General features: G+C 56.4%; 23 protein-coding genes and 1 pseudogene. 18 read left to right on the forward strand and 6 right to left on the reverse strand.

Annotated elements, in window-relative coordinates:
* Nucleotides 1-32: 32 nt before the first annotated feature.
* From D3D02_RS14515 to D3D02_RS14535, 5 genes are all read left to right on the forward strand, one after another.
* Nucleotides 33-887 (forward strand): DUF6920 family protein, encoded by an 855-nt coding sequence (locus tag D3D02_RS14515; protein ID WP_199723111.1) that lies wholly within the window; start codon nt 33-35, stop codon nt 885-887.
* Between the two features lie 74 nt (nt 888-961).
* Nucleotides 962-1780 carry an ABC transporter ATP-binding protein gene (locus D3D02_RS14520; protein WP_121570713.1) on the forward strand — a complete coding sequence of 273 codons (819 nt, stop codon included), beginning with the start codon at nt 962-964 and terminating at the stop codon, nt 1778-1780.
* The gene (locus D3D02_RS14525) at nt 1777-4197 is read left to right on the forward strand and encodes a type II CAAX endopeptidase family protein (protein WP_121570714.1); all 2421 of its coding nucleotides are present in this window, start codon (nt 1777-1779) and stop codon (nt 4195-4197) included. Before D3D02_RS14520 ends, D3D02_RS14525 begins: the two co-directional genes overlap by 4 nt.
* 232 nt (nt 4198-4429) lie before the next feature.
* Nucleotides 4430-5818, forward strand: coding sequence for a dienelactone hydrolase family protein (locus D3D02_RS14530; protein ID WP_158599378.1), 1389 nt, complete (start codon nt 4430-4432; stop codon nt 5816-5818).
* A 116-nt stretch (nt 5819-5934) separates the two neighbouring features.
* The gene (locus tag D3D02_RS14535; RefSeq protein ID WP_121570716.1) at nt 5935-6939 is read left to right on the forward strand and encodes an Acg family FMN-binding oxidoreductase; all 1005 of its coding nucleotides are present in this window, start codon (nt 5935-5937) and stop codon (nt 6937-6939) included.
* Between the two features lie 99 nt (nt 6940-7038).
* Here the strand turns inward: D3D02_RS14535 and D3D02_RS14540 are convergent, their stop codons facing one another.
* Nucleotides 7039-7437, reverse strand: a complete 399-nt coding sequence (locus D3D02_RS14540) for a DUF5518 domain-containing protein (RefSeq protein WP_121570717.1) — start codon at nt 7435-7437, stop codon at nt 7039-7041.
* 103 nt (nt 7438-7540) lie between these two features.
* On the opposite strand from D3D02_RS14540, the gene D3D02_RS14545 reads away from it, so the two are divergent.
* The 7 genes from D3D02_RS14545 (at nt 7541) to D3D02_RS14575 (ending at nt 15207) form a co-directional block, all read left to right on the forward strand.
* Nucleotides 7541-8248 (forward strand): sensor domain-containing protein, encoded by a 708-nt coding sequence (locus D3D02_RS14545; RefSeq protein WP_121570718.1) that lies wholly within the window; start codon nt 7541-7543, stop codon nt 8246-8248.
* A 310-nt stretch (nt 8249-8558) separates the two neighbouring features.
* A complete protein-coding gene (locus tag D3D02_RS14550) occupies nt 8559-9446 on the forward strand; it encodes a CPBP family intramembrane glutamic endopeptidase (RefSeq protein ID WP_121570719.1) in 888 nt (295 codons plus the stop codon).
* A gap of 4 nt (nt 9447-9450) precedes the next feature.
* Nucleotides 9451-10323 (forward strand): CPBP family intramembrane glutamic endopeptidase, encoded by an 873-nt coding sequence (locus D3D02_RS14555; RefSeq protein ID WP_121570720.1) that lies wholly within the window; start codon nt 9451-9453, stop codon nt 10321-10323.
* A 115-nt stretch (nt 10324-10438) separates the two neighbouring features.
* Nucleotides 10439-11323 (forward strand): CPBP family intramembrane glutamic endopeptidase, encoded by an 885-nt coding sequence (locus tag D3D02_RS14560; RefSeq protein WP_121570721.1) that lies wholly within the window; start codon nt 10439-10441, stop codon nt 11321-11323.
* A gap of 374 nt (nt 11324-11697) precedes the next feature.
* On the forward strand, nt 11698-14058 hold the full coding sequence (locus D3D02_RS14565) for a bacterio-opsin activator domain-containing protein (protein WP_121570722.1): 2361 nt from the start codon (nt 11698-11700) through the stop codon (nt 14056-14058).
* A gap of 113 nt (nt 14059-14171) precedes the next feature.
* Entirely contained in the window at nt 14172-14687 is a 516-nt protein-coding gene (locus D3D02_RS14570) for a hypothetical protein (RefSeq protein ID WP_147435625.1), read from the forward strand.
* Nucleotides 14688-14868: 181 nt separating this feature from the next.
* Nucleotides 14869-15207 carry a hypothetical protein gene (locus D3D02_RS14575; protein ID WP_147435626.1) on the forward strand — a complete coding sequence of 113 codons (339 nt, stop codon included), beginning with the start codon at nt 14869-14871 and terminating at the stop codon, nt 15205-15207.
* Between the two features lie 47 nt (nt 15208-15254).
* Here the strand turns inward: D3D02_RS14575 and D3D02_RS14580 are convergent, their stop codons facing one another.
* Nucleotides 15255-15809 (reverse strand): flavodoxin domain-containing protein, encoded by a 555-nt coding sequence (locus D3D02_RS14580; RefSeq protein WP_121570725.1) that lies wholly within the window; start codon nt 15807-15809, stop codon nt 15255-15257.
* 210 nt (nt 15810-16019) lie between these two features.
* On the opposite strand from D3D02_RS14580, the gene D3D02_RS14585 reads away from it, so the two are divergent.
* The 4 genes and pseudogenes from D3D02_RS14585 (at nt 16020) to D3D02_RS14600 (ending at nt 20212) form a co-directional block, all read left to right on the forward strand.
* The gene (locus D3D02_RS14585) at nt 16020-16916 is read left to right on the forward strand and encodes a ferritin-like domain-containing protein (RefSeq protein WP_121570726.1); all 897 of its coding nucleotides are present in this window, start codon (nt 16020-16022) and stop codon (nt 16914-16916) included.
* A gap of 231 nt (nt 16917-17147) precedes the next feature.
* Nucleotides 17148-17522 (forward strand): annotated as a pseudogene (locus D3D02_RS14590) (transposase); the annotation flags it as partial.
* 817 nt (nt 17523-18339) lie between these two features.
* A complete protein-coding gene (locus D3D02_RS14595) occupies nt 18340-19326 on the forward strand; it encodes a PhnD/SsuA/transferrin family substrate-binding protein (protein WP_121570727.1) in 987 nt (328 codons plus the stop codon).
* Between the two features lie 181 nt (nt 19327-19507).
* Nucleotides 19508-20212 carry a class II aldolase/adducin family protein gene (locus D3D02_RS14600; protein ID WP_158599379.1) on the forward strand — a complete coding sequence of 235 codons (705 nt, stop codon included), beginning with the start codon at nt 19508-19510 and terminating at the stop codon, nt 20210-20212.
* Nucleotides 20213-20492: 280 nt separating this feature from the next.
* On the opposite strand, the gene D3D02_RS14605 is transcribed toward D3D02_RS14600, so the two are convergent.
* The 4 genes from D3D02_RS14605 to D3D02_RS14620 all read right to left on the reverse strand — a co-directional run bounded on the left by D3D02_RS14605 (nt 20493) and on the right by D3D02_RS14620 (nt 24576).
* Nucleotides 20493-21605, reverse strand: coding sequence for a tripartite tricarboxylate transporter substrate binding protein (locus D3D02_RS14605; protein ID WP_158599380.1), 1113 nt, complete (start codon nt 21603-21605; stop codon nt 20493-20495).
* Nucleotides 21606-21717: 112 nt separating this feature from the next.
* Complete coding sequence (locus tag D3D02_RS14610; protein ID WP_121570730.1) at nt 21718-23247, reverse strand: tripartite tricarboxylate transporter permease; 1530 nt, start codon at nt 23245-23247, stop codon at nt 21718-21720.
* A gap of 51 nt (nt 23248-23298) precedes the next feature.
* Nucleotides 23299-23883, reverse strand: coding sequence for a tripartite tricarboxylate transporter TctB family protein (locus tag D3D02_RS14615; protein ID WP_158599381.1), 585 nt, complete (start codon nt 23881-23883; stop codon nt 23299-23301).
* Between the two features lie 57 nt (nt 23884-23940).
* Nucleotides 23941-24576: an IS6 family transposase gene (locus D3D02_RS14620; RefSeq protein ID WP_121570732.1), complete on the reverse strand. Its 636-nt coding sequence runs from the start codon at nt 24574-24576 to the stop codon at nt 23941-23943.
* Between the two features lie 190 nt (nt 24577-24766).
* Here D3D02_RS14620 and D3D02_RS14625 point away from each other — a divergent pair, with 190 nt between their 5' ends.
* Nucleotides 24767-25912, forward strand: coding sequence for an amidohydrolase family protein (locus D3D02_RS14625; RefSeq protein ID WP_121570733.1), 1146 nt, complete (start codon nt 24767-24769; stop codon nt 25910-25912).
* A gap of 42 nt (nt 25913-25954) precedes the next feature.
* Nucleotides 25955-26308, forward strand: a complete 354-nt coding sequence (locus D3D02_RS14630; RefSeq protein WP_121570734.1) for a Rieske 2Fe-2S domain-containing protein — start codon at nt 25955-25957, stop codon at nt 26306-26308.
* Nucleotides 26309-26390: the final 82 nt, after the last annotated feature.

The following is a 26390-nucleotide window of genomic DNA, read 5'->3' on the forward strand; positions in this document are numbered from 1 at the left end:
ATGTTTTTGATGCAGGCGGACGATTCATAGCTATGCGCCCCGTTCGTGCACTCAAACTCCTTGGGAGTGTGACAGTCCTCATCCTCGCGATCGTCCTCGCCGGACGCGCTCGACGCCGGCAGGTGTCTGCCCTGCGAATCGAGGAACTTCGGCGCCCGGCGGCAGTCGGACGCGAGCAGCCAGTCCCGACGAGCGAGATAAACGACCTGCCGGATCCCGTTCGCCGCTACCTGTCCAGTGCGTTCCCGACCGACCAGCCGTGCATCGACTCCGTTCGGCTCGAACAGGCTGGAGAGTTGCGTCTCGGCGACGCGTCCTCGCCCTGGAAGTCGTTCACTGCGACACAGCACATTACGGTCGATCCGCCGGGATTCTTCTGGAACGCGTCGATCCGTCTCGCGCCGCTCGTTTCGGTGGCCGTCCACGATCTGTATCGGGACGAGGACGGGTCTGCGAGCGTCTCCCTGTTCGGTGTCGTTCCGGTCGACGGCGCCGAGCCGAGTCCGGAGTTGAACGAGGCGGAACTGCTTCGGTATCTCGCCGAGGCGGTCTGGTATCCGACGGCGTTACTTCCGAGCGAGGGCGTCACTTGGGAACCGATCGACGACAGTACGGCGACGGCGACCATCGAACACGGGGACGTCTCTGCATCACTCGAGTTCTCGTTCAACGAGGCCGACGAGGTGACCCGAGTGTACGCCGAGGAGCGGCATCGACGAGTGGACGACGGATTCGAACCGACACCCTGGTCGGGGTACTGGTACGATTACCAGACACGGAACGGGATGCGGATCCCGATGGCGGGCGAAGTCGTCTGGCATCTTCCCGAGGGTGATCTGAACGCCTGGCGAGGACGTGTCACGGATGTCAGCTACAACGAGTGGTGACCGGGAGCGATCGGTATTCTCGACTGACGGGAATTTCATCAGATAGTTTTGAGCTTCACGGACATCTCACCAATATGAATAACGACCCTCTTCCGGACGAACGCGACCGAGAGCGCGGGAACGATACCACTCTCGCCATCCGGACGACTGATCTGACCAAGCGCTTCGGCGACCACGTCGCCGTCGACCACCTCGATCTCGCCATCCCCCAGGGACACGTCTACGGCTTCCTCGGACCGAACGGGGCCGGTAAGACGACGACGATGCGGATGCTGACGACCTTGCTGCCGCCGACAGAGGGGACTGCGACGATTTTGGGGACCCCGCTCACCGATCGCGAGGCGGTCACGAGACATATCGGCTACCTCCCGGAGGAGCCGCCGGTCTACGAGGAACTTACGGGGCACGAACAGCTGTCGTACGCGGCTTTCCTCCACGATGTCCCGGACGACGTCGGCCCCGATCGTATCGAGGATCTTCTGAGCCGCTTTGATATGACCGACGACGCCGACCGGCGCATCTCGACATACTCGAAGGGGATGCGTCAGAAGATTGGATTGATACAAGCGCTGATCCACGAGCCGGCGGTGGTCTTTTTCGACGAACCGACGAGCGGTCTCGATCCCCGGGCCGCTCGGACGGTGCTCGACGTCATCGGAGAACTCGTCGACGAGGAAACTACGGTCTTCCTCTCGACGCACATCCTCTCGGTCGTCGACGAACTTGCCGACACCATCGGCGTCCTCCACGAGGGACGGCTGGTCGCCGAGGGTTCGCCGGCCGACCTCAAGCACCGCGCCGAGACGGGCGAAGAACGGACGCTTGAACAGGCTTTCTTGGAAGTGACTGCTGCCCACCGGGAGACGAAGGATTCAGATGAGGTTCAGGTATGAGTTCGCTCAGTCACGACATCTACCACGGAGTCGGGATCGCACGGGTCGAACTTCGGCGCTCGCTCCGGAAGTCCTTTGGCACCCGAAAGCGGAAGCTCGCAGTCCTCGGGTTCGCCGCACTGTTTTCTCCGACGTTGTTTTTCTGGGGTCGCATCGCATACGACGCGGGTCAGGCAGCCGTAAGACAGGGTGAACTCCCGATAGACCTTCTCGGGGTTCAGCTATCGCTCCTCGTCATCGTCTTCGCCGTTATGAGTGCGCTCAGCGTCGTACAAAAGGGACGACCGGAAGGCGAGAGCCTCCTGTTGACAGCGACGACTCCGCGTGCCGTCCTCCTCGGGCTGACGATTCACTCGACGATTCAACTCGTAGGGTTCGTCCTGTTTCCCACGGTGCTGTTCGCCGGGGCGTTCGCACTTGGCACGGGCGAGCTGTCGGTCCTACTGACTGCCGTGCTGGCGGTGGGCTTGCTGTTCACGGTAGTGTCAGTACTGGGAACGGTTATGGGCCAACTCGTCACGTTGGCGCTCCTGCAGAGCCGACGGTTCAGGGCAGCTAGCCGCGGGTTCGGACTCCTTCTCTTGGTGGGATTAATCGCGCTGGGCTACGTCTCCGTGGCCCCTCTCGTGGGCGAAACCGCACTCTTGGCCCCCTTCACGACGGTGACGGCTCCGGCGACTCTCTACCTCTCGTTCGTGTTTGCCGGAACGTCGTTCGGACCTGCGGTTGGCGTCGGCTCGCTCGTCGTTATGGCAATCGCTCTCGGGAGTATCCCTGCCCTCCTCGCGGTGGCGGTCCCTCTCGCTCAACGACTCTGGTTCGCTGATGCGACACCCACGAGCCTTCTGCAGCGTGATGCCTCCACCCCGGCCGCGCAGTTGCCTACGCCGTCTCGTGTGGGAACACACCGGATGTTCCCGCCGCGGACTGGCCCGAAACCGTTGTCTATCGCCCTTGGACTGTGGACCCGTTGGCTGCGTATTCCCGTCCGTTTCTCACCCCTGTTCCCGCTCGTGATCGTCCTCGTTATGGCCGTGGTTGGTGTCCTCAATACTCCAGAGCAGTTGCCACTGGTTATCGGTGGCGTCCTCGTTTTTGTCGGCGCCTACGTTTCCGGTGGAATCTTCGGGCTGAACCCGTTCGGTGAAGCAGGCGAGATGCGAACTGTTGAGTTCCTGTCTTCGACGTCGTCCCGGACACTCGTGCTCGGTCACCTGTTCGCTGGCCTCCTCGTGGGAACTCCGGTTTCGTTGCTCGGAGCCGTAATTCTCACGGTCACTATGGGCCTCTCGGCACCGGTCGCACTCGCCCTCGGAGCCCTGGCAGTCGTGTTGACGATCGCGAGCAGTGGCGTTGCCGTCGGAATCGGCTCGGTCCTTCCGTCACGAGACGCGCACCGCACGTACCGAGGCTACGAGGTAGCGACGCCCAGCCAATGGGCGCTGATCACGTACATGTTTGCCGTTCTGTCTCTCGTCATCATCGCCGCAGCGGGTGCCCTGCTCGTCCTCCTCTACAGCGATCCCGGGGTTCAATCGCGGCTATTTATTGTTGCCGCCGGCGTCGCGGCGGTTGTCCTCCTGACCATCGGATACGGGGGTGCTCGCATCGCTACCGGACGGTTCGACGAACCACCATATGTACAATTGGGAGATGAATCAGAGCGGTCTCTCCTTGGGAGGACTCCATCGGACGGGGGGAATTCGTCAGAGACAACGACACGGAACACTCTCACTCGTCCCCAGCAGGTTCGGGGCCTCACACTCCTCGGTGCGTTCGTCGTCCTCAGAGCGATCGCAGCACGGACCTGGAATCGATACTTCCCCGAAGGCTATAGTACTGACCCAGTATTTCTTGGGTTTCTCGCCGGAATCTTTCTCGTACTATCTGTCGGACTCGTATATCTTGGCTTCACGCGCTGGGTCGGCGTCGACCTCGTCTCGTGGTGGGTTGACCGAGACCGTCTCCGTGGTGATCTCCTGTGGGGAGCCCTCGGCATCCTCGGCGTCCTCGTGGTGACTGTCGCTGGGGCGATCGGGCTCTCGATGCTCTTCCCCGAACTCACGCCTGTAGGGGAGGCTGGAGCCACCACCGCTGCTCCGATCACCAGCGGAACAGCGACCGGGTGGGCCGTCAACCTCCTGCTCGGGTGGTTTTTCGGGTTCGCGATCGCCGCCTTCCAGGAGGAGACGCTGTTCCGCGGCTTCCTCCAGCCCCTCCTTCAGGAGCGGTACGGGCGCGTGCTCGGGATTATCGGCCAAGCGATGGTCTTCACGCTTGCCCACCTCGGCTACTATCCCATCTCCGCGTGGCCACTGCTCCTCGTGGTATTCCTCGTCGGTCTCGTCCTAGCCTGGCTCGTCGACCGTCGCGGAACGCTCCTTCCAGCAGGTATCGCTCACGGATTCGTCGGGTAAAGGTGCGTGCCTGCTACGCACGGTATTACCATCAGTTCCGGAAATGGGAGACGTTCACGACGCTTTTCGCATTACCTCACCAACATCACTTCCGCCACCCTCCTTTTGGCTCGCCACTCGTCTACCCATCTAGGTCGTTTGCTTACCGAACCTCTGCGGTCTTTATACCACTCCCTTCTCAGCCGATGGGAACTTCCGAAATTACTGTAATATATTCTACTACTATATGTGTATGGACTTCCCGGATTCTAATCGTCATCTCGCCGGTGTCCTTCTTGCGGTCACACTCATCGGCAGCATCGGGTGGGCAACACCGTTCGTACTATGGTCGGACGCAGGGGATAGTGGTTACACTGTCGAACAGGTCTACGTTCGTGCAGACGATCGCATCACGACCGCCACGCTGTACCTGCCCGATGGTAACGAGCGGGTACCAGGCGTCGTCTTCGGAGCAGGATCGGGCACAGCACCCGCACTCTACACCAACTACGGTACGGCACTCGCTATGAACGGGTTCGCCGTGCTGATTGCCGGCCAGACGCGAGAACTCGAGGCCGATAGACCGATTCATTGGGAGATCAGACGCGAGAGGTCCGTCCTGTTCGAACGGGCAACACGTGACTACACGAACTGGGTCTCGTATCTGGGCTCCCACTCTCGGGTCGAGGAGGGGCGGCTGGTCCTCGCTGGCCACTCTGGCGGCGCCAACAGCGCATACCGAGTCGCGTATGAGCAGCCCGATGTCGACGGTGTCGTCGCTATTGCCGGGCGCTTTCCGCCAGCGCGGGCCGAACCGTTCCCGACAAATCTCCTGCTGGCAACCGGGAGTGAGGACTCGCTGGTGCCACCCAGCACGCTAACGAACGTTTCTGTGGAGCTGACCGGCACTGCCGTCCACCCTGGAGAACGGACGGGGGCTTTCGAGAACGGGACTGCCACTCGCGTCGTGGTCGCCGAGGGTGCGACACATCTCTCAGAATCCGACAACCCCAGGCTGGTTCACGCAACGACAGACTGGGCCCTCCGGTCTGTTGGTAAATCCCCGCCTTCCAACCTCGGCGTGCGGGTCCGGTCGATTGGGTCAGTTCTCTATCAATTCCTGTTCGGACTGGTTGGCGTCCTGACCGGGACGGCCCTGACGAAACAAGTCGTAGCATCCCAGTTCGACGAGCAGTGGCGACGCGAAACCACAGTCTCTTTCGTTTGGTTGGCCGGGTTCGCAACGGTCCTCCATACGACGCTCTCTCAGCGAGTGTATCACCTCGGGCCGGCGCCAACTCAACTCACGAAGTACGTTCTGCTGGCCACACTGCTACTTGTAGTTGGAGTCGCCCTTGATCGTACAGCGTCGCTGACCTCGTGGTCGAACACGAGTGTAGGTTCGTCACTCTTCGACCTCGCGTTCCTGTTCGTTCCTGCGGGGATGTTCGTGGTCGTTTCGACCCAGTTCGTCACCTTCCAGCTCGTGACGACGATCGTGCTGTCGTCGGTCGCTCTCGCGGTACTGACAGTGTTCCTTGGAGAACTCGCCGTACTGAACGTACAGCGCCGAAGTCGCTGGGCCGCGATCGGCACCGCGGTTCTCTGGGTAGTGCCAGCGATCGTCCCGCCGTATCTGTGATATTCCGACGGCCTGCAACAGTATCGACGATTCACCCTAGTAGCGTGGGTTAGTCGGTATTCCCGGTGCCGGGATCGGCCCTCTTGCCTTTTGTCGCCCCGGGAGAACAGAGTGGTATGAGTGAGCCGGAACTCACAAGATCGGTCTGGGAAATTGACTCGAACGACTATCCAGCGGGCGCATCTATGGACGAGAAGATCAGATTCCTCCTCCGGTACGCGATACTAGCCCCATCCAGTCACAATTCTCAGCCGTGGCGATTCCGTGTGTTGGGGAACGAGGTCGACATTGCAGTCGATGAATCGCGTTGGCTTGACGCCGCCGACCCGACGAAGCGAGAACTGTACATTAGTGTCGGCTGTGCGATCGAAAATCTTTGTGTCGCGGCTGAACACTTCGAGGTTGAGCCTCGCGTTGAGTACCACGATGGAACGGACACCGATACCGTTGCGACAGTCACCTTCCGCGACGACAGCGATCCATCGACACACCGACCGTCCAAGCTGTTCGATGCGATTACCGAGCGCTCTACGAGCCACGAACTGTTCGACGAGCGAAGACTCGATACAGCGGTGCAGGATGAACTCGGCGGGGTTGTGACCGAAGACGACGTCTCGTTGCACCTCGTCGACGAACCGGCGGTGAAGCAGTCTATCAGCGAGTTACAGGGCAAGGCCGACCAATTGCTGATGGATGACCCGGAGTATCGAAAGGAGCTGGGCCACTGGATCGGACTGGGAGCGCTCGGAAGTTCTTGGCTTATGGCGCGTATCGGACAGGCCGTCGTCACCCATCTCGATCTCGGTGAGCGGGAAGCAGCCAAGAACTCGAAACTCATCGAAAGCGCATCGCTCGTCGCCGGTCTGACGACGGCCTCAGACGACCCGACATCCCAAGTCAAAGCAGGACAAGTCTTCGAGCGCGTCGCATTGCTCGCTACCACTGCTGATGTTGCCGTCCACCCGATGAGTCAGACGCTAGAGCGTCCCGAGTTGCGGACGCGTCTGCAGGAACTACTCGACAGTGGCGCCGATGTCCCACAGCACCTCTTCCGGATGGGCTATACGGACGAAGATCCGGGGCATACGCCACGCTGGCCCTTGGAAATGTTCCTCGCTTAGGAATGAGTACTGAGATTGAGTGGGAATCTGAGCGCATTCGAGCGATGTCCGAAAGCACGTTCGAAGCCAGACAGGTGGGTGTTGACGGGTTACTCCGGATTATGGTCCACCCAGAGTCCCCGATTCACTACCCTTCGACTGAGAATTCGAGTAGAGGTACGCACCCACATACCCACCGATCGCGCTCAATCCGATGATCCAGGCGAACAGCAGCGGGAACATAACCAACAGGACGATGGCGAGTTCCACACCTCCGGGAATCCCCAGCGCTCCGGGCTGCAAGAGAAAGAGCCCGAATCCAAGTCCAAGTATGAGGAGTATCGGAATGACCGCGATACCACCAGAGATGGCTCCGGTCTTCGCACCGCGCTTCGGTGGCACTTTCTGCAAATAGCCTGCAACCCCTCCGCCGAGCAGTGCCGATAAACCCGTGAACGAGAAGATGATCGTTACCACTGCGCCCATAGCTGCATTCTTGAGTTCGGTTTGTTCGACCATACTAGATGATCACGTCGCTAGGTACGTAGGTTTCTCTCCCTGTTCCAACGGGCCGAGATCCGCCCTGTGAATTAATATATATGAAATTACATATGTGTGCCTGATGGACTTGGCCCCCGATTCAAAGCAGTCTTCGCCCTCTATGACCGTTCGACAGGGTTTCCGTGCCCCTTTCCAGGTACAGACCTACAAGAATCTCCTGTATCTCGCCCTCGCATTCCCGCTCGGGATCGTGTACTTCGTCGGTCTCGCGCTTGGCGTGCTGGGTGTCGGCCTGCTCATCACGTGGGTTGGCCTGCCGATACTCCTCGTGACGTTGTTGGCAGCGACAGCCGTGGCTGGCTTCGAAGCAGCTCTGGCCAGACACCTCGGCGGCGTGGACGCCTCGGTGCCGACGTTCCTCACGGAGTTCGATGTTTCTGGCGGACTCGTGGTCCCTGGTAACGGTTTCGTCGACGCTGTCAAGCGACTCGTGAGGGCCCGAACGACCTGGACGAGCGTCGTCCTCGTACTCGCGAAGTTCGGATTCGGACTGTTTTCGTTCGTCGCACTCACGACCAGTGGAGCCGTTACAGGTGCATTCCTTGCGGCCCCGTTCATCTACGACGACCCAGATGTCATCCTCGGAGTCGGCGGACTGCGGGTCGACGGCGAGTATACCGTCGGTCCTTGGGCCGTCGACACGTTCCCTGAGGCACTCGTGGCTGCTCTCGTCGGTGTCGTGGTCCTGTTCGTCGCGCTCAACCTGCTTAACAGCCTCGCCCAATTCCACGCTCAGTACACTGCTAGGCTTCTCAAGACAGATAAATAGTGGATCCAGCAGACAGTAGCACTTGCAACTGATTGCGCACCAGACCGCACGACACCGTATCATCGGGTGAGTGAAGACGTGCAAATGCTACTTGAGAAATTCGTGCTGGGTGATATTCGTATTCGACCGAGCGTCGACAGTATGAACCACTGCTGACCCCGAGTACAGTCGAGCTGGCGACCTACGAGGCATCTCTATGACTTGGCCTGCCGCACGACAACGGGTCCAGAGTCCAGTCGCTGGATTCCCGCCGCTCAGGAATCTCCGATAGTATTTACATTATATTCAACGAATTGACAGCCTGGAGAGTATGCGTTCGATCAGAAAGCAGATTGGGGACCACCCGGTCCTCGCCTTCTTCGTCGGTGCCTACGCGATTACCTGGGGAATCTGGTTCCCGGTGTTGAGCGCCATCGATCGAGGACTGATCGCGTACAATACGCCAGCCCTCGTCGTCTTGGTGGCAGGGAGTTTCGGACCGCCTCTTTCGGCCGCCATCGTGACGTATCTGACGGGCGGAAGTCTGAAGCGTTGGTTCTCGCAGGTGCTCCGGTGGCGCGTCGCTCCGCGCTGGTGGCTCGCCGCGTTCGGCCTCCCGCTGATTCTGTACACCCTTATGGCGGCTGTCCACCTGCTGCTCGGTGGGAAGCTTAATTCGAACGAGGTCAATCCACTCGCGTCCATCCCGCTGGCGTATCTGAATATCTTCTTCTGGGGCGGTGGCAACGAGGAGTTGGGCTGGCGTGGGTTCGCGCTTCCGTACCTCCAGGAGCGATACAGCGCCCTCGCCTCGAGTCTCGTCATCGGCGTCGTCTGGGCCGTCTGGCACGCCCCTAGTGGCATCATCGAACGCGGTGTCACCGGGTGGGCGGTCGACCTTCCGATCTACGCGGTCATCGTCGTCGGGATCTCGATCGTTGCGACGCTGCTGTACAATAACACCGGCGGTAGCGTCTTGATCACGATGGTGTTCCACGCCGGTGTAAACGCCGCTCAGGGGCTCTACCCTGTAGAGGGGATGTTCACGCCGACCGGCGAACTGGCCCGCTTCGTCGCGTGGGCGGTTCTCGTGGGGGTACTTCTGGCCGTCTTCGGCTGGCGGAGTCTCGCCCGCGGTGACGTCGCTGGCGCCGCGCAGGCAGGGGCACGTCACCGTTCAGATCGCGGCGAATCGGGACACTCACACCCGACCGACTAACCCTATGACCGCACATTCCACCTCCCGACCCATCGAAGCGGAATCGTCGATCAAATTTGAGCGATGGCTGGGCCCTCCAGCCCTGTTGCTCGGTGTGACAGGACTGATCATCGTGGTCGTCCCACTCGCAATTTATCCTCATCTCGAGAGCCAACTCGGCTTCTTCGTCGTCCTGTCGGCCGTTTTCGCTGTCATCGGTGCTGTAGGCTGGGTCGCTCTCCGGCTCGACGGGCTCACCGCGCGGACCGTGGGACTCGGCACAGAACACGTACTGCCGGGCGTCCTCGCCGTCGTCGGGCTGTACGTGTTGCTCAATGTGGTCGGCGCCGGAATGGTTCTGTTTTCGGGTGAGAGCGTGAGCATCGACGTCTCGACCGAGTACGGGTCTGTCAGGATATGGGCGGTCGCAGGCGTCGCGTACCTCGCGTTCAACGGGATGGCCGAGGAGTTCGCGTTCCGTGGGTATCTCCAGAACAAAATTATCGCGCTGTTCGATGCCGGCGATGATCGAATCAGGAAGGCTGGAGCAATCTTCGTCGGCGTGATGCTGTTCGCCCTCATCCATATCCCGCAACGGGTCTTGATCGGGGGCGTTACGTCCCCGGTTGCCATCGCCCAGTCGTTGCTGGGGATCGTTCTTCTGGGGCTCGTCCTCGGAGCGCTCTACGAATACACGCGAAACGTCGTGTTCGTCGGTGTCCTGCACGGGACGTTCAACTGGCGGCCGATAGTCGTTGCCGGCGCGCCGGTCTCTGAGCTTGCAGCGGCCGTGGGCATTCCAGCCCTCCTCCTCACAGTATGGTACTACCGTCGGCGGGCGAGCGGGTCCAACGCCCCCGAATTCTCGCCGCAACGGCAACGGGGTGTGGGTCGATGACCGCTTGCCGGGACGAAACGCTGCGAATGGGAGCAGGGGGGCAATCCCTGTCGGCTCGTTCGGCAGTCCATCGCGTATCGCACGACAAGATGCTTCGCAGTTCCACCAGTACACGATGACTTCAACACACGCTCACGACGAACCGACTGCCGAAGAAGTGCACACCGCTCGCCGGGGGCTCCTCCTCTACTTCGGTGTGGTCCTCCTCGGATCGGTTCCACTCCTGTATTTGATCATCAGTGCAGGGGCCCCGATTGAACAGCAACTCGAGTACATCCTCGCACTTATGTGGACTCCTGCGATCGCCTCGATCGTCGCACGCGTCGGGAACGGCGAAGGGTTCGATGATCTATCGTTCCGACTGCGGGACCGCGAGGTGGCCGTTCGAGTGCTCCAGGCGATACTGTTCCCGTTCGTCGTCGGCGCCATCGCGTACGGTGCAGCCTGGGGACTCGGTCTCGCCGAGTTTTCTGCGCCTGTCGGGACGTCGGATCCGCTGTCGGCATTCGCTGGCGAGTTGCTCTTCGCCGCGACGATCGGAGCAGTCGTCGGTGTGATCTCGGCAGCGGGGGAAGAGATCGGGTGGCGGGGGTATATGGCCTCTCGATTGGTTACTGCGGGGGTCCCGGCTCCGGTTCTCACGGGAGGGGTTCTGTGGGGTTGCTGGCACGTCCCCGCGATTCTGACCGGACAGTACGCTGCAGGACCGTCTCGGGTACTCTCCGCGATATTGTTCGTCGTAGTGGCAGTTTCGGTGACGGTCCTCTGGTCGGCGTGGACGTTCGAAACCGGGAGTATCTGGCCGGCGATACTGGGACATTCTGCGTGGAATGCCGTCATTCAGGGTCCATTCGATACGTTTTCCAGTGGTGAACTGGCGACCACGTGGGTTGGCGAGTCCGGACTGTTTGTCGTCGCTGCAACGATCGTCGTCGTGGCTGTGCTCGTCTCCGACCGATTTGCAAATAGGGTTGGATCCAAAAGAGAGCCCTTTCCCTGAAGCAGCAACTCTGTCCGACGCACTACAGAGACTACACTTCCAAAGGACGACAAAGTGCTCACAAGTTGTGTTTGTGGTTCTCTGGATTACCGGATATGCCCGAGTGCGTAGAGCACGGCGGCACCCACAATATCCGTCGTGTGGATGTGGCGGCCTCGCATCTGACGGAGGCGACGATCTTATTCTGAAGGTAGTCAGGGAACGCAGACTCCTCGTCGGTGCCGGCGAATAGCCGGGGAAGATACTTGACGCCGCCAAAGACGGCCTCAAACGGACAACAATCCCGGTCGAGTAACGGATTCTCAAGAATGTCCAAACTACCTGTGTAGTGTGTCGAAAGTAATGTTAACAAGCACCAAACAGAATATCGATATATGGGCGAGTCATCCATCAGTATCGATGGCACCGAAATTGCTGCGGCTTCGATGGATGGTGTGGGAATCATTTCGGGGAGCAAATACGCGGCTGTGAACGACGCACTCGCCGAGATTCATAGGTTCGATACCACCCAGGATCTCGTCGGTCAGCCGTGGAACACACTCTATTCGCCTGAAGATGGCGAAGGCACGGCGGGGAAATTCCTGACACGAGCTCGTGAGGATGGTCAATGGCGGGGACGGGCCTTCGGCCTCAGGCGGAACGGGGACGGCATCCCAGTTGAGCTTTCGATGCGGACAACCGACGACGGCGTCATCTGCGTCGTCCGCGATGTCAACGAAAAGATAAGTCGCGAACGCAAACTTGAGCGCTATGAGACGATCCTGAAAACCGTCGACGATGGTATCTACGTTCTGGATGAAAACCTCAAGATTGAGACAGCGAACGGGCGATTCTTCGAGATGCTTTCGCAGTTCGGGATTTCCCGGGAGGAAGCACGAGATAGCTATGCGCATAAGTTGCTCCCACGGGAGGAAGATCGGACGGCTCTCAAGGAGTCCATCGACGAAGCGATCAATAATGAGCCCCACACTGGATCGTTCGAGATCTCAGCGGAGATGCCTACTGGCGAAACGATCGTCTGTGAATCTCGGTTTCGACTCTACCCTGAACCTCTAGGCGAGTATCGCGGCTGTATCGGCATCCTTCGGGACATCACCGAACGGAAGAAACGAGAGAGCGAACTCCGGAATACCCAACGATTCAACGAGGAGCTGGTTGAGAACGCTCCGTTCAGTATGGTACGGATCGACGAAGAGTTCCAGATTACGTACGTGAATCCACGGACTGAGGAGGTCACCGGATTGCCGGATGGAAAAGAGTCGGAAGCACTCGGTGTTGACATCCGGGAGCTCCCCTCAGTCGCGGAGACGGGAGAGTCACACGTCTTCACTCCGCTGAAGGATGGGGAGACGATCGAGTTTGAGTTCCCATTCGAGTCGCTTTACGGCCGAAAGGTCTACTTCACCGGACGAGGCGTTCCGCTGATGTCCGGCCAGGAGTTCGCCGGAGCGGTTCTGATGGCTGTCGACATCTCCGAACGCCGGCAGCAAGAGAAGGATCTGGAACGTCAGCGCGACGAACTCGACACACTCAACCAGATCAACGAACTGCTCCTCGCAGTCGCCCGGGACCTGTTTGAATCGCCGATGCAGGAGGACATCGAACAAACTGTCTGTGGCCGACTCGCCGCCTCGGACCTCTACCAGTTTGCCTTGATCGGGAAGCCCGAAGAGGACGGAAACCAGCTTGTATGCGATACCGTCGCCGGGGCTGATGATGACTACGTCGAATCAATTACCGTGATGACGAATGAGACCGAAAACGGTCAAGGGCCTGCCGGCCGAGCCTTTCGCACCGGTGCTGTTCAGGTCAGCCAAGACGTGCAGGCCGACCCAACATTCGAACCGTGGCGTGAGGCAGCCACCGCGCGTGATATACGGTCAGTGGCGGCCGTACCCTTAGTCTACGATGGGACGACCTATGGAGTCCTTGCAGTCTATACCTCTCGTCCCCTCGCTTTTAGTCAGCGGGAGCAGCGTGGCTTCGAGATGCTGGGTGAGGCTACTGGGTATGCGATCAACGCGGACCGCACCCGCCAGCTTTTGTTTGCCGAGAAAGTCACCGAACTCAAGTTCCGGGTCGACGACTCGAGCGAGTTCGTCTCCGATGCGTCCCATCGACTGGGTTGCTCTCTCTCGCTGGAAGGATACATTTCGACTGACGATGAGTCGTGGCTGATGTACTTCTCTGTTCCGGAGGCAGACGCGGACCGATTCGTCGATCTGGCCCGGAGCGACCCTGCGGTCGAATCCGTCAGAGCCGTTAGAAGAGATTCGGGGAAGATGGTAGCGTTGACGACGAGTTCATCGCTTCTGGACGAGATCGTTGCCTTCGGAGGTCGGATAACGTCCGGATCTATCGACGCCGGTCACTGGACCTTCGTGGTGGAGGTCCCACAGTCTACGTCCATCGCCGAGTTCGTCAAGCAAATGCGGTCCGTCTACCCCGGCGCGGACCTGCTCGCTAAGCGCGACGGTGAGCAACCAGCCGAGCGGTCAAGGTGGCTCTCGGAAGAGGCCACTGTCAACTTCACCGAACGGCAGCGGCAGGCGTTAGAGGCAGCGTATCTCGCCGGCTACTTCGAGTGGCCGCGCGAGAACTCTGCTGAGGACGTCGCCGACCTCCTAGAGATTTCCCGGCCGACGCTTCAGGCCCACCTCCGGAAGGCGGAGGACAAGCTTTTGCGAGTGTTTCTTGAGGAGGGTAGCGAGATCGGTGAGCGGCCGGGTGGCTAGTCATCCACGCTGGTAGCAGCATCGTCGTAATACGGGTTGTCTGTCCGCTAACACTACGAGTGTAGGAATAACGACAATGTCACAACGGATCACTCGTTGAAGTGGAGCAATCTATGAGACGATTGCCGACACTTGAGAGCGTTTCGAGGCGAAGCGTACTGCGAACGACCGGGGCCGTCCTCGGTGGCGCTGCCATCGCCGGGGTCGGTTCCGCCGACGAGATCAAGCCGGTCAAGTTGGACGTCAAACAGGAGTCCCTCAACCTGAAGAGCCGAGGCGTCATTCCGGCCGAGGTGGCGTTTCCAGATGGCCTCTTCGATGAACTCTTCCCGGACGGCCTGTTCTTCCCGGACGACATCTTCATGGGACACCGCGACCAGTTCGCACTGGAAGAAGATCCCGACAACATCGTCCAGGACACAGATGGCGTCGCGAATCCGGTCGACGTGAAAGAGATACCCGGAACGAAGTGGCTGCTGAAATTCCGCACGCAAGACATCGACTTCTCTGAGGCAGCGGTCGAGAACGGCAAAGTCGAGATGGTTGTCGCCATCGAGAACGACGGTGCGGCGTTCGGCACAGACGACGTGAAGCTTCAGAGTAACCCATCCTACGATAGGAGACAGTGAAATCCATATCGGGGTCGGAATCCACGTACACACTGCTATCAGAGGTCGGCGCTACGAATGTAGCGTCGGTATTTTTCGATCCAACGACCAAACAGTACCCTGGTGTCCAACGATGTCACGAACGCTTCGTGCGTCAGGGTATATCGCACTGACAATTCAAATGGCCTGGGGTTTGATACAGGTGTTCGCCATCTCACCGGCTGGGCCAGGCTTACCAGCCGCGTCCGTCGGCGGACACGCGCACTTCGGGATTCTCTCTATTCTTGCGGTCGTGACCGGATTCGCAATCGAACGGACCGAACTCACGGGGACACTTCGGTCGACTGCAGTCTGGGGATTCGTCATTGGCCAGTGGCTGCTCCCTGCGACGGTGCTTATGGAGATGGTGGCTCCCCAACTTCTCATTACGGCGTACATTTGGGGAGCGTTGCTCGTCCTCTCGATGGCCATTGTTGCTTGGGGGACGATAACTGCCAGCGACGCAGCGGGCCGCACCCCAAGCGCGGCCCCTGCAGATTGAGACGACAACTGACCTGTACCGACGACAGCAGGGCTCTGAGAGGGAGCTCACCCGTCGAGGCGCTGTTCGAGGAAACCGGCGAAGTCGGCGGTGAACGCGTCGACTTCGTCCCAGTCCGTATACTCGTAATCTCGCGAGGTGTCCACATCACCGGTCGCACCCTTGGCAATACGCTTCAGCAACAACCGCTTGAGGAACCCGTACTTGGAGTAGCGCAGTGCCCCTCCGAACAAGCCAATCTTATCGGGATGCCAGTCAGAGCGCTCAAACAGTTCATCCACGTACTGTGCGGCTTCGGCTTGCTGTTCTGGTTCGTCGACTGCAGAAGATAACGATAGTTGAAAGAATCCTGTGGGTCGCACGTTCAGAATCTCGTTGTTCGAATCGACGAACTCGCGGACAGCTTCGTGATGTTTCCCGATGTGGATCGAGGACCCGACGAGGATTGCATCGAACGTCTCGGTATCCAAATCGGCCGGGAGTGATTCGACGTCGACCGTCGTCACGTCGTGTCCACGCCCCAGCAGCGTGTCTTCGATCCGGGCGGCGACCTTCGCGGTCTGTCCCTCACCCGTCCCGAACAGTACGAGAATTGATGCCATACCCTCGAATTCGTCTCCGATCGAGTAAAAAGTATGACTCGATTCACGAATTGTAGCCACGACAACGCCCCGTTACCTCACTCCGTTTCGTCACACGGCAGCCAATAGATTGGTGTTACTTTACTTCAGTCAATCATACCGCGCGGTGGAGAGCACATAACAATCCCCGAGTGAGCCAACGATGGGAGCGCTGGGAGATCCAACGAACCAATGACAGGACCAACAGACCCAGATACGCGTGCAGAAGAGATCGTGGCCTCACTTACCGATCGCGCTGAGGAAAGTGACCGTTCCCGTCGGAGCTTCCTGAGTCGATCCGTGCTCGCCGGTGGGACGCTGCTGGCGCTTGGTGGTGGCGTCGGGACCGTCCTTGCACAGGACAGCGATGACGAAAGCGAAATGAATGGCGGAGGAATGGCGGCCTACGACGACGTCGAAGGCACCGACATCGACGTCCTCAATTACGCCCTGTCGCTGGAACATCTCGAGAACGCCTTCTACCGGACTGCTCTCGAAATGTTCGACGAAAGCGCCTTCGCCGAAGCAGAGATGCTGCAGGACCACAGCGAGGTGTACAGTAGAATCGAAACGATCAGTCAACAGGAGGCGTCCCACGTAGAACTCCTCACTCAGGCGGTCGAACTCCTGGGCGGGACTCCCACTGAAGCGGCGAGTTACGACTTCGGGTTCGAGACTGTCCCCGAATTCCTCGAACTCGCGCAAGTAATCGAGAATACTGGTGTGGCGGCCTACGCCGGGGCAGCCCCCTTTGTCGAGAGTCCGGATCTGCTGTCGGCCGCACTTTCGATCCATAGCGTGGAGGCACGCCACGCCGCACTGTTGAATCAATACAACGGAGCGTCGCCGTTCCCGGATACCTACGATCCAGCACAGTCACAGGAGGACGTCCTGAACGCTGTCAGTGGATTCATCGATTCTGGTGACGACGAGACGCCGACTCCCGGGGATGGCGACGGCACGACGACACCAGACGATGGAACGACGACACCAGACGGCAACGAGACGATGACTCCCGACGGTAACGAAACGATAACACCCGACGGCAACGAGACGATGACGCCGAATGGAGGAGACGAAACGTCCTAACAGGCAGGAGGTCCCACTCACGTACTTTCCTCTTTGTCGGAGGTACCAGCACAGTTCGAGACCACCTTTCAATTTTTTGAGGATCGTATTTGGAAAATAGACAACGATACTGGTTATATTTTTGTTTTTTGACGAGTCAGTCAATTCTACTTGAACTACGGTCTGAGCCAAGTGGTCTAGGTGTCACTCCTCGCTTTCTTCGACTTCTTCGCCCTGCGCTCTCGTTCGTAGATGCTTGGAGATAGCGCCTACCACATTCTCGATTGGCACGACTACCTGCTGGCCGCAGGGGTCGTGCCAATCGCTCCGTACAATCCGCGAAACACTGACGACCCGAAAGATAACGAATACAGGGTCGAAGACCGGATCGAGGAACACAGCGAAGACGTTCAGCTGAAACAATCCATCTTGGAGGAGACGTACAACCACCGAACAGGTGTTGAACAGACCAACGACGCGGTCAAGGACTACGGCCTCGGGCACGTTCGCGGCCGATGCTTCGACACACGAACAGAAGTATTCGTTGCGCTCTGCCTACGACTTGTCGTCGCAATCACCAACTACGAACGAGGATACGATCCCGGTCGAGAGAAACACACTCTATGAGACCGACTCTTTGACACGCTCTATCTGTATCTACCTATTCGCTCTCTCTACCTGGCTCTGTTCGCAGAGTTCTCAGAATCGATGGAAGCAGTATTATGTTGATTACCGACTGACAATAATTTCACCTGCTTGAATTGTATGATAATTAATACAAAAAGGAGCAGTCCAGGATTCGTCGAGTTACTTTGGGATGGCGCTGACAGACAGGGTCAGCGATTCCTTCGCGACAGAGCTAAAAGACTGTTATGAGCGGGAACGGACAGCGAATGCCCCGAGTTCTGGTGACAGCATAGCTGACAAGAAGGTTGTTCGGACCAACGGCAGTAGCCTTGTTTATATTGCGCAATGTATCTCGGTTGGAAATCACTGCACAGCATCGACATCACTGAGCAAAATATTTCGACTCAGCGGCTATATTTACCAATTAGCATAGTAATAGAAGCACGGAATACCAGGTGTCGGAATTTGGGTATAGAGACACTTATACGACTTTCTTCTCGATAAGGGGCAACTTGTTACCCGAACTGCTACGGCAGAAACGTCATCAAAAGTAATACTACACACTCCAGAATGAGACTCGACTTGATCTATCTCTCGTGAGGGAGTGGACGAACTGCCGTTGCCTGGTAAATTGCACTGTTCGTGTACTATTACCGACCAAAATCAAATTATATTTATATATAATTTTTTGTCCCGATACGCTGAAGCAGAGCCGTTGCAATATGGAATTGAGCCTTTGTCGTGCAGCTACTGGAAACGAATTAGATTGTGTATACCCCAATATATAAATTTGAGTTATTCGTTGGTCCTCCCATCTATGACAGTTGGAAACATTTCGTTGGCGTGTAATCTAACTGATAGAACACGGGCAATATATGAAGGACAGGTGCGTCCAACAGGAGTCGATCTGAACTTCCTCCCATATAGCGTTGAAGAGGTGTTCTTCCGGATGCTGCGGTATGAGGAATTCGACGCCGCAGAAATGTCGATGTCGTCTTATATGATGACTGTTGACCGTGAGAATCCAGACTTGATCGCGATCCCTGTTTTTCCTTCTCGGTTCTTCCGACACTCTTGTATTTTTGTGAATACTAATGCAGGGATTGAGGGACCTGCTGATCTCCGTGGCAAGAAGGTCGGTGTGCCAGAATACCAGATGACTTCCCCACTCTGGATTCGGGGGATGCTCCAACACGAGTATGGGGTCAGCCCAGAAGAGATGCATTGGTACCATGGAGGAGAAGAAGAAGGAGGGCGTGAAGAAAAACTCTCTGTTGATCTACCTACTGACGTCGACCTTTCGTCTATTGAACCAGACGAGACACTGAGTGCGATGCTTGGACGAGGAGATCTTGATGCCCTGCTTACTGCCCGGACACCTTCTTCTTACTCAACCTCTTCTGTTGAAAGACTCTGGCAGGACTACCGTTCAGTAGAACGTGACTACTACAAGCGGACGGGCTTCTTCCCAATTATGCATACTATCGTTCTCCGTGGTGACGTCTACCGGGATAATCCTTGGCTTGCACAGGAACTCACCAAGGTATTCACTGAGGCCAAAGAAGTAGGGCTCGATCGTCTGCGTGACACAAGCGCTCTTCAGACCTCTCTTCCCTGGCAGACTTACGAACTTGAGTCTACTGTTGATCTTATGGGTGATAATTATTGGCCCTACGGTGTTGATGCTAACCGCAGTACACTGGAGGCAATGACGCAGTACTCCTACGAACAAGGACTCACAAATCGAAAGCTCTCAGTCGAAGAGTTATTCGCACCAGAAACTGTAAGCGAATTCAAGGTTTAAGTACGGTATATATTCGCCGCTCGGCACACTCCCGCTATCTGTAGTCGATATCTTCTATACGCTTTGTCAGTATCTTGTACACGGCTGGCGTCACCTTATACAGCACAATTATTTTTTAGAGGTACACTTAGCGTGGATGTTCACCCGAATATTGATAACACATTCTGTATATCTTTTTGTTGTGCAGGACCTTGAGAAGTCAAGACAGCAACTCGTAACAGCAAATCGAATACTTGCAAATGAAGGCATCATTCAGGGCTTTGGTCACGTTAGTGTTCGTCATCCAGACGGCGACAAGATGCTGATCTCTCGTTCACTCAGTCCCGGCCTCGTAACAGAAGACGACCTTATGACGATGACATTCGACGGGGAGATCGTTGAAAACGTAGATGCTAGCCCGTACCTGGAGACGGTGATTCATCGTGCAATCTACCGAAACCGTGACAATGTCGGAGCTGTTGTGCATCACCACGCCCCTCAGCTTATGCCGTTTGTCGCGTCGGATACAGAGATCAAGCCAGCCTTCCATATGGCAGCCTTATTCCACGAGGGTGTCCCAACCTTTTCAGACTATGACTTAGATTACGGTCGACTCATCGCTACGGAAGAAGAAGGGGAACGGATGGCCGAGGTGCTCGGAGAAAAGCGAGCGCAACTACTCGCCAACCACGGGGCGAACGTCACTGGCTCCAATATAAAGGAGGCTATTCTCGCGACAAAATATCTTGTGATGAATGCTCAGTACCAATTCCAGGCAGAACAACTAGGTGGCACAACGTACTTTGATGGCCCAGAAGAGGCACTTGAGAACACAATCGATGATGCCATCTTGGCACAGATATCGGTCGACCGTATGTGGTCATTCCTGAGTGGCCGGCTGCCGTAGTTCGTCCCTCTTCTGCGGTCGTATTTTTCAAGAATAGCAAAAATTGTATTCCGAAATACATTCGATGATCGCTGGTACAACTGAAAAATTTCGTAGCGTGTTCAACCGGCCACTTGGCCAGCCACACGTCGTCGTGCGCTCGGGTGCGTGAAGACGTGAACGCGCTACTGTATGGTTAAAGATTGGCCACACGCATCGTTTTGCTAGGCGACAGGCTTCCGAACATTCAGGCAGAGACGATGGAATAGGAGAGCTCTCTCGCCTCGCTGGCCGCTCAGTCTTAGAATACGCCCTGAATGATACCCTTCATTGGCGAACTGCCGAAGGTCTCGAACTGTTCGCCCATAACCTCGCTCACTTGATCTGCAGAGCCTGGGTTCACGATTGGTCGTCCTTTTTCGCTGGTCTCTTGGAGGAATTCTTCGTCTTGAATAATTTTCGAGAAAGCATTACGCTGGATCTCGAGGATCTCTTCGGGAACACCCGGAGGACCAGTGAAGAACCGTCGGAACCTAGTTAGGCGAGCGTATTGATCCATATTTTCAATGTCAAGATCACCCGAGTACTGCTTTGGGACGCCGTGGTAGATAGAGTCCTCGCCAACGGGGTCAGAGAACATAATTGTCATTTCTGAATTAAGCGCTTTGACGACCTTCAATCCGGATGTTGCAGGACCGACGAGGAATACGTCAGCCTCTCCACGTTCGAGTCCGGACAGAGCCTCTCCGGTCCCTCCGTAATGAACGAAGTTGACGTCCTCTTCCGCCCAGGCACCGGTGAGTTCACCGAGAAGCACCACACCGGTATGTGAGATGGCTCCAACACCTTGGGTCGCGAAATTAAGCTCGTCGATACGGTTGACAAAGTCATCCCACCCTGAGATACCTGCGGACTCCATCGAGATCAAACTGTTTGGTGACTGAGTGACCGCACCAATATGACTCATCTCTTGAAGCTGATATCCAACGTTACGGCCAATTTGTTGGGTGACCCCTTGGTAGGCATCCCAAATCATCAGGGTGTGCCCGTCTGGGTCAGCATTGTATGTCTCCGTTGTCCCTTTCACACCACCGCCTCCAACAACGTTCTTCACCGTGACCGTAACGTCATTCGGAAGATGCTTCTCTAAGTATGGAGCGGTGAGGCGAGCGTAGGCGTCGAATCCACCACCAGTAGCATACGGAACAATAATCTCAACCTCCTCAGTTGGGTAGTCAACCGAGGACTCCGTTTCGTCGCCCTCGCCATTTCCAGTATCACCAGTAGTCTCACTTGCTGCAGTATCGTTACTTCCTCCATTGGAGCTAGAACAGCCTGCCAACCCGAGCGTAGCCGCTGTTCCAATGGATGCGATAATCTCTCGCCGATTAATTACGGTTTTTCTGCGCACCATAGTTAGCCAACTCAGATTCAACATACATAAAGTTAATGCTCTATTATCAAAGATACGACCTAATATTCAATGGTTCAACAGATTCTCACGGCAGACGACGGTGTTTCCTCCCTCAGGTCTTTTGTCGCATTGATCCGAGTGCCTGACGGAGGGGAATAAGAAGTGCGACGACAATGACCAAGATCAAGACGAGCGATAGCGGTGTGAAGAGCACGCCGAAATCGCCTTGAGAGATCTGGAGTGACCGGTGGAAATTCTGCTCTGCCATTGGTCCTAGGACGAGTGCAATAACGAGAGCAATGCGCGAAATGTTGAATTTGAGCATCGCGAAGCCGAAAACTCCAAAGAAGCCTGCAAGCAGGACGTCACCAAAATTACCGCGGATCACGAATGACCCGAGAAGTCCAATCACGATCACGATCGGCGCCAGCGTCGAGATGGAAATCTTGGTCAGTTTCGCGAGAGGATTGATACTAACGAGTCCAATGAGTGATGTGAGAAGATTTGAGATGACTAACGCGAACACAATAATGAAGACTAACTGGAGGTTTTCCTGGAAGAGGAGTGGACCGGGTGTAACGCCGTGAAGGATAAACGCACCGAGAAGAACCGCCGTTGATGCAGAACCCGGCACACCCAGCCCGAGTGTTGGGAGCATAGATCCCCCATCCTTCGCGTCATTCGCGGCCTCACTAGCGATAACTCCTTTCACGTTTCCTTCGCCAAACGACTCCTGATCGCTCGAGGTCTGTTTCGCTTGCAGATACGCCACAAAATTAGCAACGGTACCACCCACTCCGGGGATGACGCCAATGCCCCATCCCAGGACTGCACTCCGGAGGAAGAGAAACCAATTTTCGAGAACCGATTTAATCCCATCAAGCCGGCCACCGCTGACAACTTCAGCCTCTGCAATCGAACTCCCCTGACTGGCGAGCCGGATCATCTCTGCGAGTGCAAACAAACCGATGATTGCTGGGATAAGCTGAATGCCAGAGAGCAGATACGAAGAGCCCCAAGTGAATCTAGCGGTTCCAGTGACCGGATTGAGGCCGTGAAAAGCGAGCATCAGTCCAAATCCACCAGCAATGAGATCGGTAAGGACTGACCCCGTCGTTGCTACAGCAATCACTGTCAAGCCGAGGAGCGCAAGCCAAAACAGTTCTGGAGAGCCGAACGCTAGCGTAACTGGGCGAATAAATGGGACGGCAGCAACAAGCAGCACAAGTCCTAGAAGAGCTCCGCTAGCAGAGGATACCGCACTTGCGGCAATGGCTTCCCCTGCTCTTCCTTGACGAGCCATTGGGTAACCATCCAAGAGTGTCGCGGCGTTTGGCGCAGAGCCGGGCGTGTTTAGCAAGATTGCTGTTACAGAGCCGCCGAAGTTTGTACCACCAAGTGCCGCTGCGAGAATCATAATCGCGACGTTCGGCTCCATATCGAACGTGATTGGAATCAGCAGCGCAAGAGTAATTGCACCACCGAGTCCTGGGATTACGCCCATCACGACACCGAGGAGCGTCGCTAGAACAATGAACCCAATATGTAGCGGATCAGCAATCACCCCCATAGCTATTTGGATCGCTTCGTTGAACGTGCCGGCGCTTGACTGGAGTAGTGTCATAATCGGGATTTCGAACATTAATGTCGTGTCCTTAGCTGAGCGGTTGTAGTTTTAGTAGTCAGCATCGGTTCAAGGGAGCGTATTCATAATCGACTCCGGAAGAAGAGCCGGCTCGTACAGATTCACCGAAAGCAGTTGGACGAACAGGAGGTACACTATGCCGTAAGCGATAAGTGTACTCCCCAATGCACGGATTAGGTCGCGCTCGTGAGAGTACACGAAGAGAAAGACGAAGACTACGAGAGCGATCTGAAATCCAATCGCCCATACAAGCACCAGTGCAGTTACTAGCCACAGGATGATCTCCGCTTCTCTTCGGTATTTCGTCATTGGGTCGATCGGGTTGGGCTCATCGTCCATTAACCCGTCAGTCATATCCTGAAATACCCCACTGGACCCAAGCTGGATATGGTTAGTGAGAAGAAGGTCAAGACGGAGTATTATGAGGCCTAGTAACGGCCCTCCGACCAACAGGGGGAATAAACGTGGCTGGGACCCATAACCAAGGGCAGTGTATATAAGTAGCAGTGTGTATGTGAATAGTAGGCCTATAAAAAGAGCCTCAAAGTGATTGCTGTCCAAACGCCTAGCCTGTCGTAAGACCAGCGATTTCACCCCCGTGGCCGAGGACCCATTTTGACGCGTGTTCTCCATAACTGCATGAGACATACACGCATACATAAATCTATCGTGTAGAATAGACGGCATTGTTCAGATTAGCTGATTGAAGCAGACGGCGAATGCTTGCAGCCACGTTTCTGCGGTCTGCGGTTGAGCGTGTCTGAAGTGGTTGGCGAAGGCTTCTGTCCGGCGTTTGAGCTCTTTAAACACGCGTTCGACGGCGTTCCGATTCCCGTGGGTGACGTGTTGGAATCGGAGCGAGTGGCGGTGGCAGGCCGCCTGCAGCCACGGCGCTCCATCGACCAGGAAGATCGCGTCGTCTACGAGATGTTTCTCACGGAGTTCTGCGAGGAACATCTCGGTCAACGCTTGGGTCCTGGTCGGGAACAGTCGCACGTGCAGCAGGCGGTTCGTGTCGGGATCGACCGCAGCAAACAGCCAATAGCGCTGGTCGTTCACTCGAATTACAGTCTCGTCTATCGCGACGTAATTCGGGTTATACCCTTCTGTTGGCTGTAAATCCGCCTTCTGAATCCAGTTGTGAACGGTGGTGCGACACCGTTCGACACCCAGGCCTGCGAGCACAGAGACGGTATCCGACAGCGATAATCCCGCCAAATGCAGTTGGATACCCAGCTTCATCGCCGGCTCGGGTGTCGCCTCTCGCTCCACAAAACCTAACTCTGGAAAGTCGCTACTCTCGATGAGGCGGTCTGGTTTTGGCATAGGCACCAATAATCTACGACCGCCTCACTTTTCGACCTTATCTGAACACTGCCGACGCGGTCAGGTTAGAACAATACCGGCTGAATTTGCTTTTATCAGTATACTCTAAATTGTGCAAAATAAGTCAGATATAATATATAACAGATATTCCGAAATACATATGTAGGGGCAGAGAAACCAGATAGATGCAATGTCGGTACGCAAGTTTGAGCCAAGTGAAAACACAGGCATTCCTGAAGAAGTCTATGATGAGTTTATCATAGACACAGACGTTCATCTGGATCTCCAGATGCTGGATGACCTCTACCCGTATATGGATGATCGAATCGTCGACAAACTGGATCGTCCACTCGGCGATTACCAGTTTAGCGCCATTGACTGGCTTCCGACCTGGGGTAATGAAGGCGGCGGAGTTGGCGTCGACTCGAATGGAGCCGCCAAAACCGGTGAAGACATTCTCGAGATGATGGAGCAGATCGGGATCGACGTTCCGCTCGTTACCCCTGGTATGAACAGTTTGCCGCAGGTGAACTACCCGCGGATGAAAGAGGAAGTGTGTCGTGCGTACAACGACTACCTCCTCGAGAAGGTTACCAGCGTCCACGAAAATATCCGCGGACAGGCGATGATTCCACTGTGGGACCCCGAGGCAACGGTCGAAGAACTTGAGCGGATCGGTGATGAGGATGACATCGCCGGTGCCTACGCCTGGTTTGGGAAATACTGGCGGCTAGGCAACCCTGAATACGACAGGGTTTACGAGAAGCTGCTGGAGCTTGATCTTCCCCTCACGTTGCACCTTGACGTGGCATCGTATCCAGATCCGTCAACGCCGAACGGAGGAGCAATTCGAACGTGGATCGAAGCCATCGGCTTTGCCCCGGCGATGCACGCGATGATGAACGCGGTCAATATGATCGTGACGGGCGTCTTCGATAAGTACCCGGAACTCAACGTCGTCTATCAGGAGGGAGGTTACCACTGGCTCCCATTCGTGGCATACCGGATTGACGAATTCTATCAGCACACACCTGAAGATATTCAGTTGGCGGAGCGGATGTACGACCAAGGCAAAAAGTACCTTGACCGGATGCCGAGCGAATATCTGTTCGACAACTTCTATTTCTCGACCCAGCCTGTCTGTCTTCCAGACAGCAACCGTCACTACGAATGGTTGCTCGAGATCGAACAGGCAGAGAATACTATGATCTTTGCGACTGACTGGCCCCACAGCACGAACGATCCGCCGACGTGGATTATCGACAACCCTGCGATCGACGAAGAACTGAAGGATAGCCTCTTCCGTGGAAACGCCCAGGAAGTCTTCCGTATCTGACCTGGATCTACCAGTTAGCACACAGCAATTCAATATACCACTATGACAAAGCACACCGTTGCATCTGTTGATGAGATTCCAGAGGGCGAAGTGATGGGCGTTGAGGTCGACGGCATAGAGATCGCTATCGTCAACATCGGCGGCGAGTTCTACGGCATTCAGAACGTCTGTTTACATAGGCGACAGCGCCTCCACACTGCGACACAAGAGCGGATCAATGAGGAGGACTGCATCACTGAAGGCCCCGGTGTCATTAACCAAGAAGAGTGCTGGATGACTTGTCCAGGTCACGACTGGAAGTTTGACCTCAAGACAGGAGAGAATCCTGCGACAGGCAAACGAATGCGGACCTTCGAGGTTTCTACCGAGGACAACGAGATCCAAGTAGAGATATAGTCCGGCTTCTCAGCTCTTTTTTCGCGTCGTCGTATGCCAGTTCTGATCTTCCAGACAGTGAGCCGTTCAGCCGCCATTAGAA

The sequence above is a fragment of the Halobellus sp. Atlit-38R genome (assembly GCF_003665925.1).
In the GTDB taxonomy this organism is placed as follows: domain Archaea; phylum Halobacteriota; class Halobacteria; order Halobacteriales; family Haloferacaceae; genus Haloquadratum; species Haloquadratum inordinatus.

Bases quoted from the DNA above. Each gene is read 5' to 3' on its own strand.
- D3D02_RS14515 (WP_199723111.1), top strand. From the start codon at position 33: ATGCGCCCCGTTCGTGCACTCAAACTCCTTGGGAGTGTGACAGTCCTC.
- D3D02_RS14520 (WP_121570713.1), top strand. From the start codon at position 962: ATGAATAACGACCCTCTTCCGGACGAACGCGACCGAGAGCGCGGGAAC.
- D3D02_RS14525 (WP_121570714.1), top strand. From the start codon at position 1,777: ATGAGTTCGCTCAGTCACGACATCTACCACGGAGTCGGGATCGCACGG.
- D3D02_RS14530 (WP_158599378.1), top strand. From the start codon at position 4,430: ATGGACTTCCCGGATTCTAATCGTCATCTCGCCGGTGTCCTTCTTGCG.
- D3D02_RS14535 (WP_121570716.1), top strand. From the start codon at position 5,935: ATGAGTGAGCCGGAACTCACAAGATCGGTCTGGGAAATTGACTCGAAC.
- D3D02_RS14540 (WP_121570717.1), bottom strand. From the start codon at position 7,437: ATGGTCGAACAAACCGAACTCAAGAATGCAGCTATGGGCGCAGTGGTA.
- D3D02_RS14545 (WP_121570718.1), top strand. From the start codon at position 7,541: ATGGACTTGGCCCCCGATTCAAAGCAGTCTTCGCCCTCTATGACCGTT.
- D3D02_RS14550 (WP_121570719.1), top strand. From the start codon at position 8,559: ATGCGTTCGATCAGAAAGCAGATTGGGGACCACCCGGTCCTCGCCTTC.
- D3D02_RS14555 (WP_121570720.1), top strand. From the start codon at position 9,451: ATGACCGCACATTCCACCTCCCGACCCATCGAAGCGGAATCGTCGATC.
- D3D02_RS14560 (WP_121570721.1), top strand. From the start codon at position 10,439: ATGACTTCAACACACGCTCACGACGAACCGACTGCCGAAGAAGTGCAC.
- D3D02_RS14565 (WP_121570722.1), top strand. From the start codon at position 11,698: ATGGGCGAGTCATCCATCAGTATCGATGGCACCGAAATTGCTGCGGCT.
- D3D02_RS14570 (WP_147435625.1), top strand. From the start codon at position 14,172: ATGAGACGATTGCCGACACTTGAGAGCGTTTCGAGGCGAAGCGTACTG.
- D3D02_RS14580 (WP_121570725.1), bottom strand. From the start codon at position 15,809: ATGGCATCAATTCTCGTACTGTTCGGGACGGGTGAGGGACAGACCGCG.
- D3D02_RS14585 (WP_121570726.1), top strand. From the start codon at position 16,020: ATGACAGGACCAACAGACCCAGATACGCGTGCAGAAGAGATCGTGGCC.
- D3D02_RS14595 (WP_121570727.1), top strand. From the start codon at position 18,340: ATGACAGTTGGAAACATTTCGTTGGCGTGTAATCTAACTGATAGAACA.
- D3D02_RS14605 (WP_158599380.1), bottom strand. From the start codon at position 21,605: ATGGTGCGCAGAAAAACCGTAATTAATCGGCGAGAGATTATCGCATCC.
- D3D02_RS14610 (WP_121570730.1), bottom strand. From the start codon at position 23,247: ATGTTCGAAATCCCGATTATGACACTACTCCAGTCAAGCGCCGGCACG.
- D3D02_RS14615 (WP_158599381.1), bottom strand. From the start codon at position 23,883: ATGGAGAACACGCGTCAAAATGGGTCCTCGGCCACGGGGGTGAAATCG.
- D3D02_RS14620 (WP_121570732.1), bottom strand. From the start codon at position 24,576: ATGCCAAAACCAGACCGCCTCATCGAGAGTAGCGACTTTCCAGAGTTA.
- D3D02_RS14625 (WP_121570733.1), top strand. From the start codon at position 24,767: ATGTCGGTACGCAAGTTTGAGCCAAGTGAAAACACAGGCATTCCTGAA.
- D3D02_RS14630 (WP_121570734.1), top strand. From the start codon at position 25,955: ATGACAAAGCACACCGTTGCATCTGTTGATGAGATTCCAGAGGGCGAA.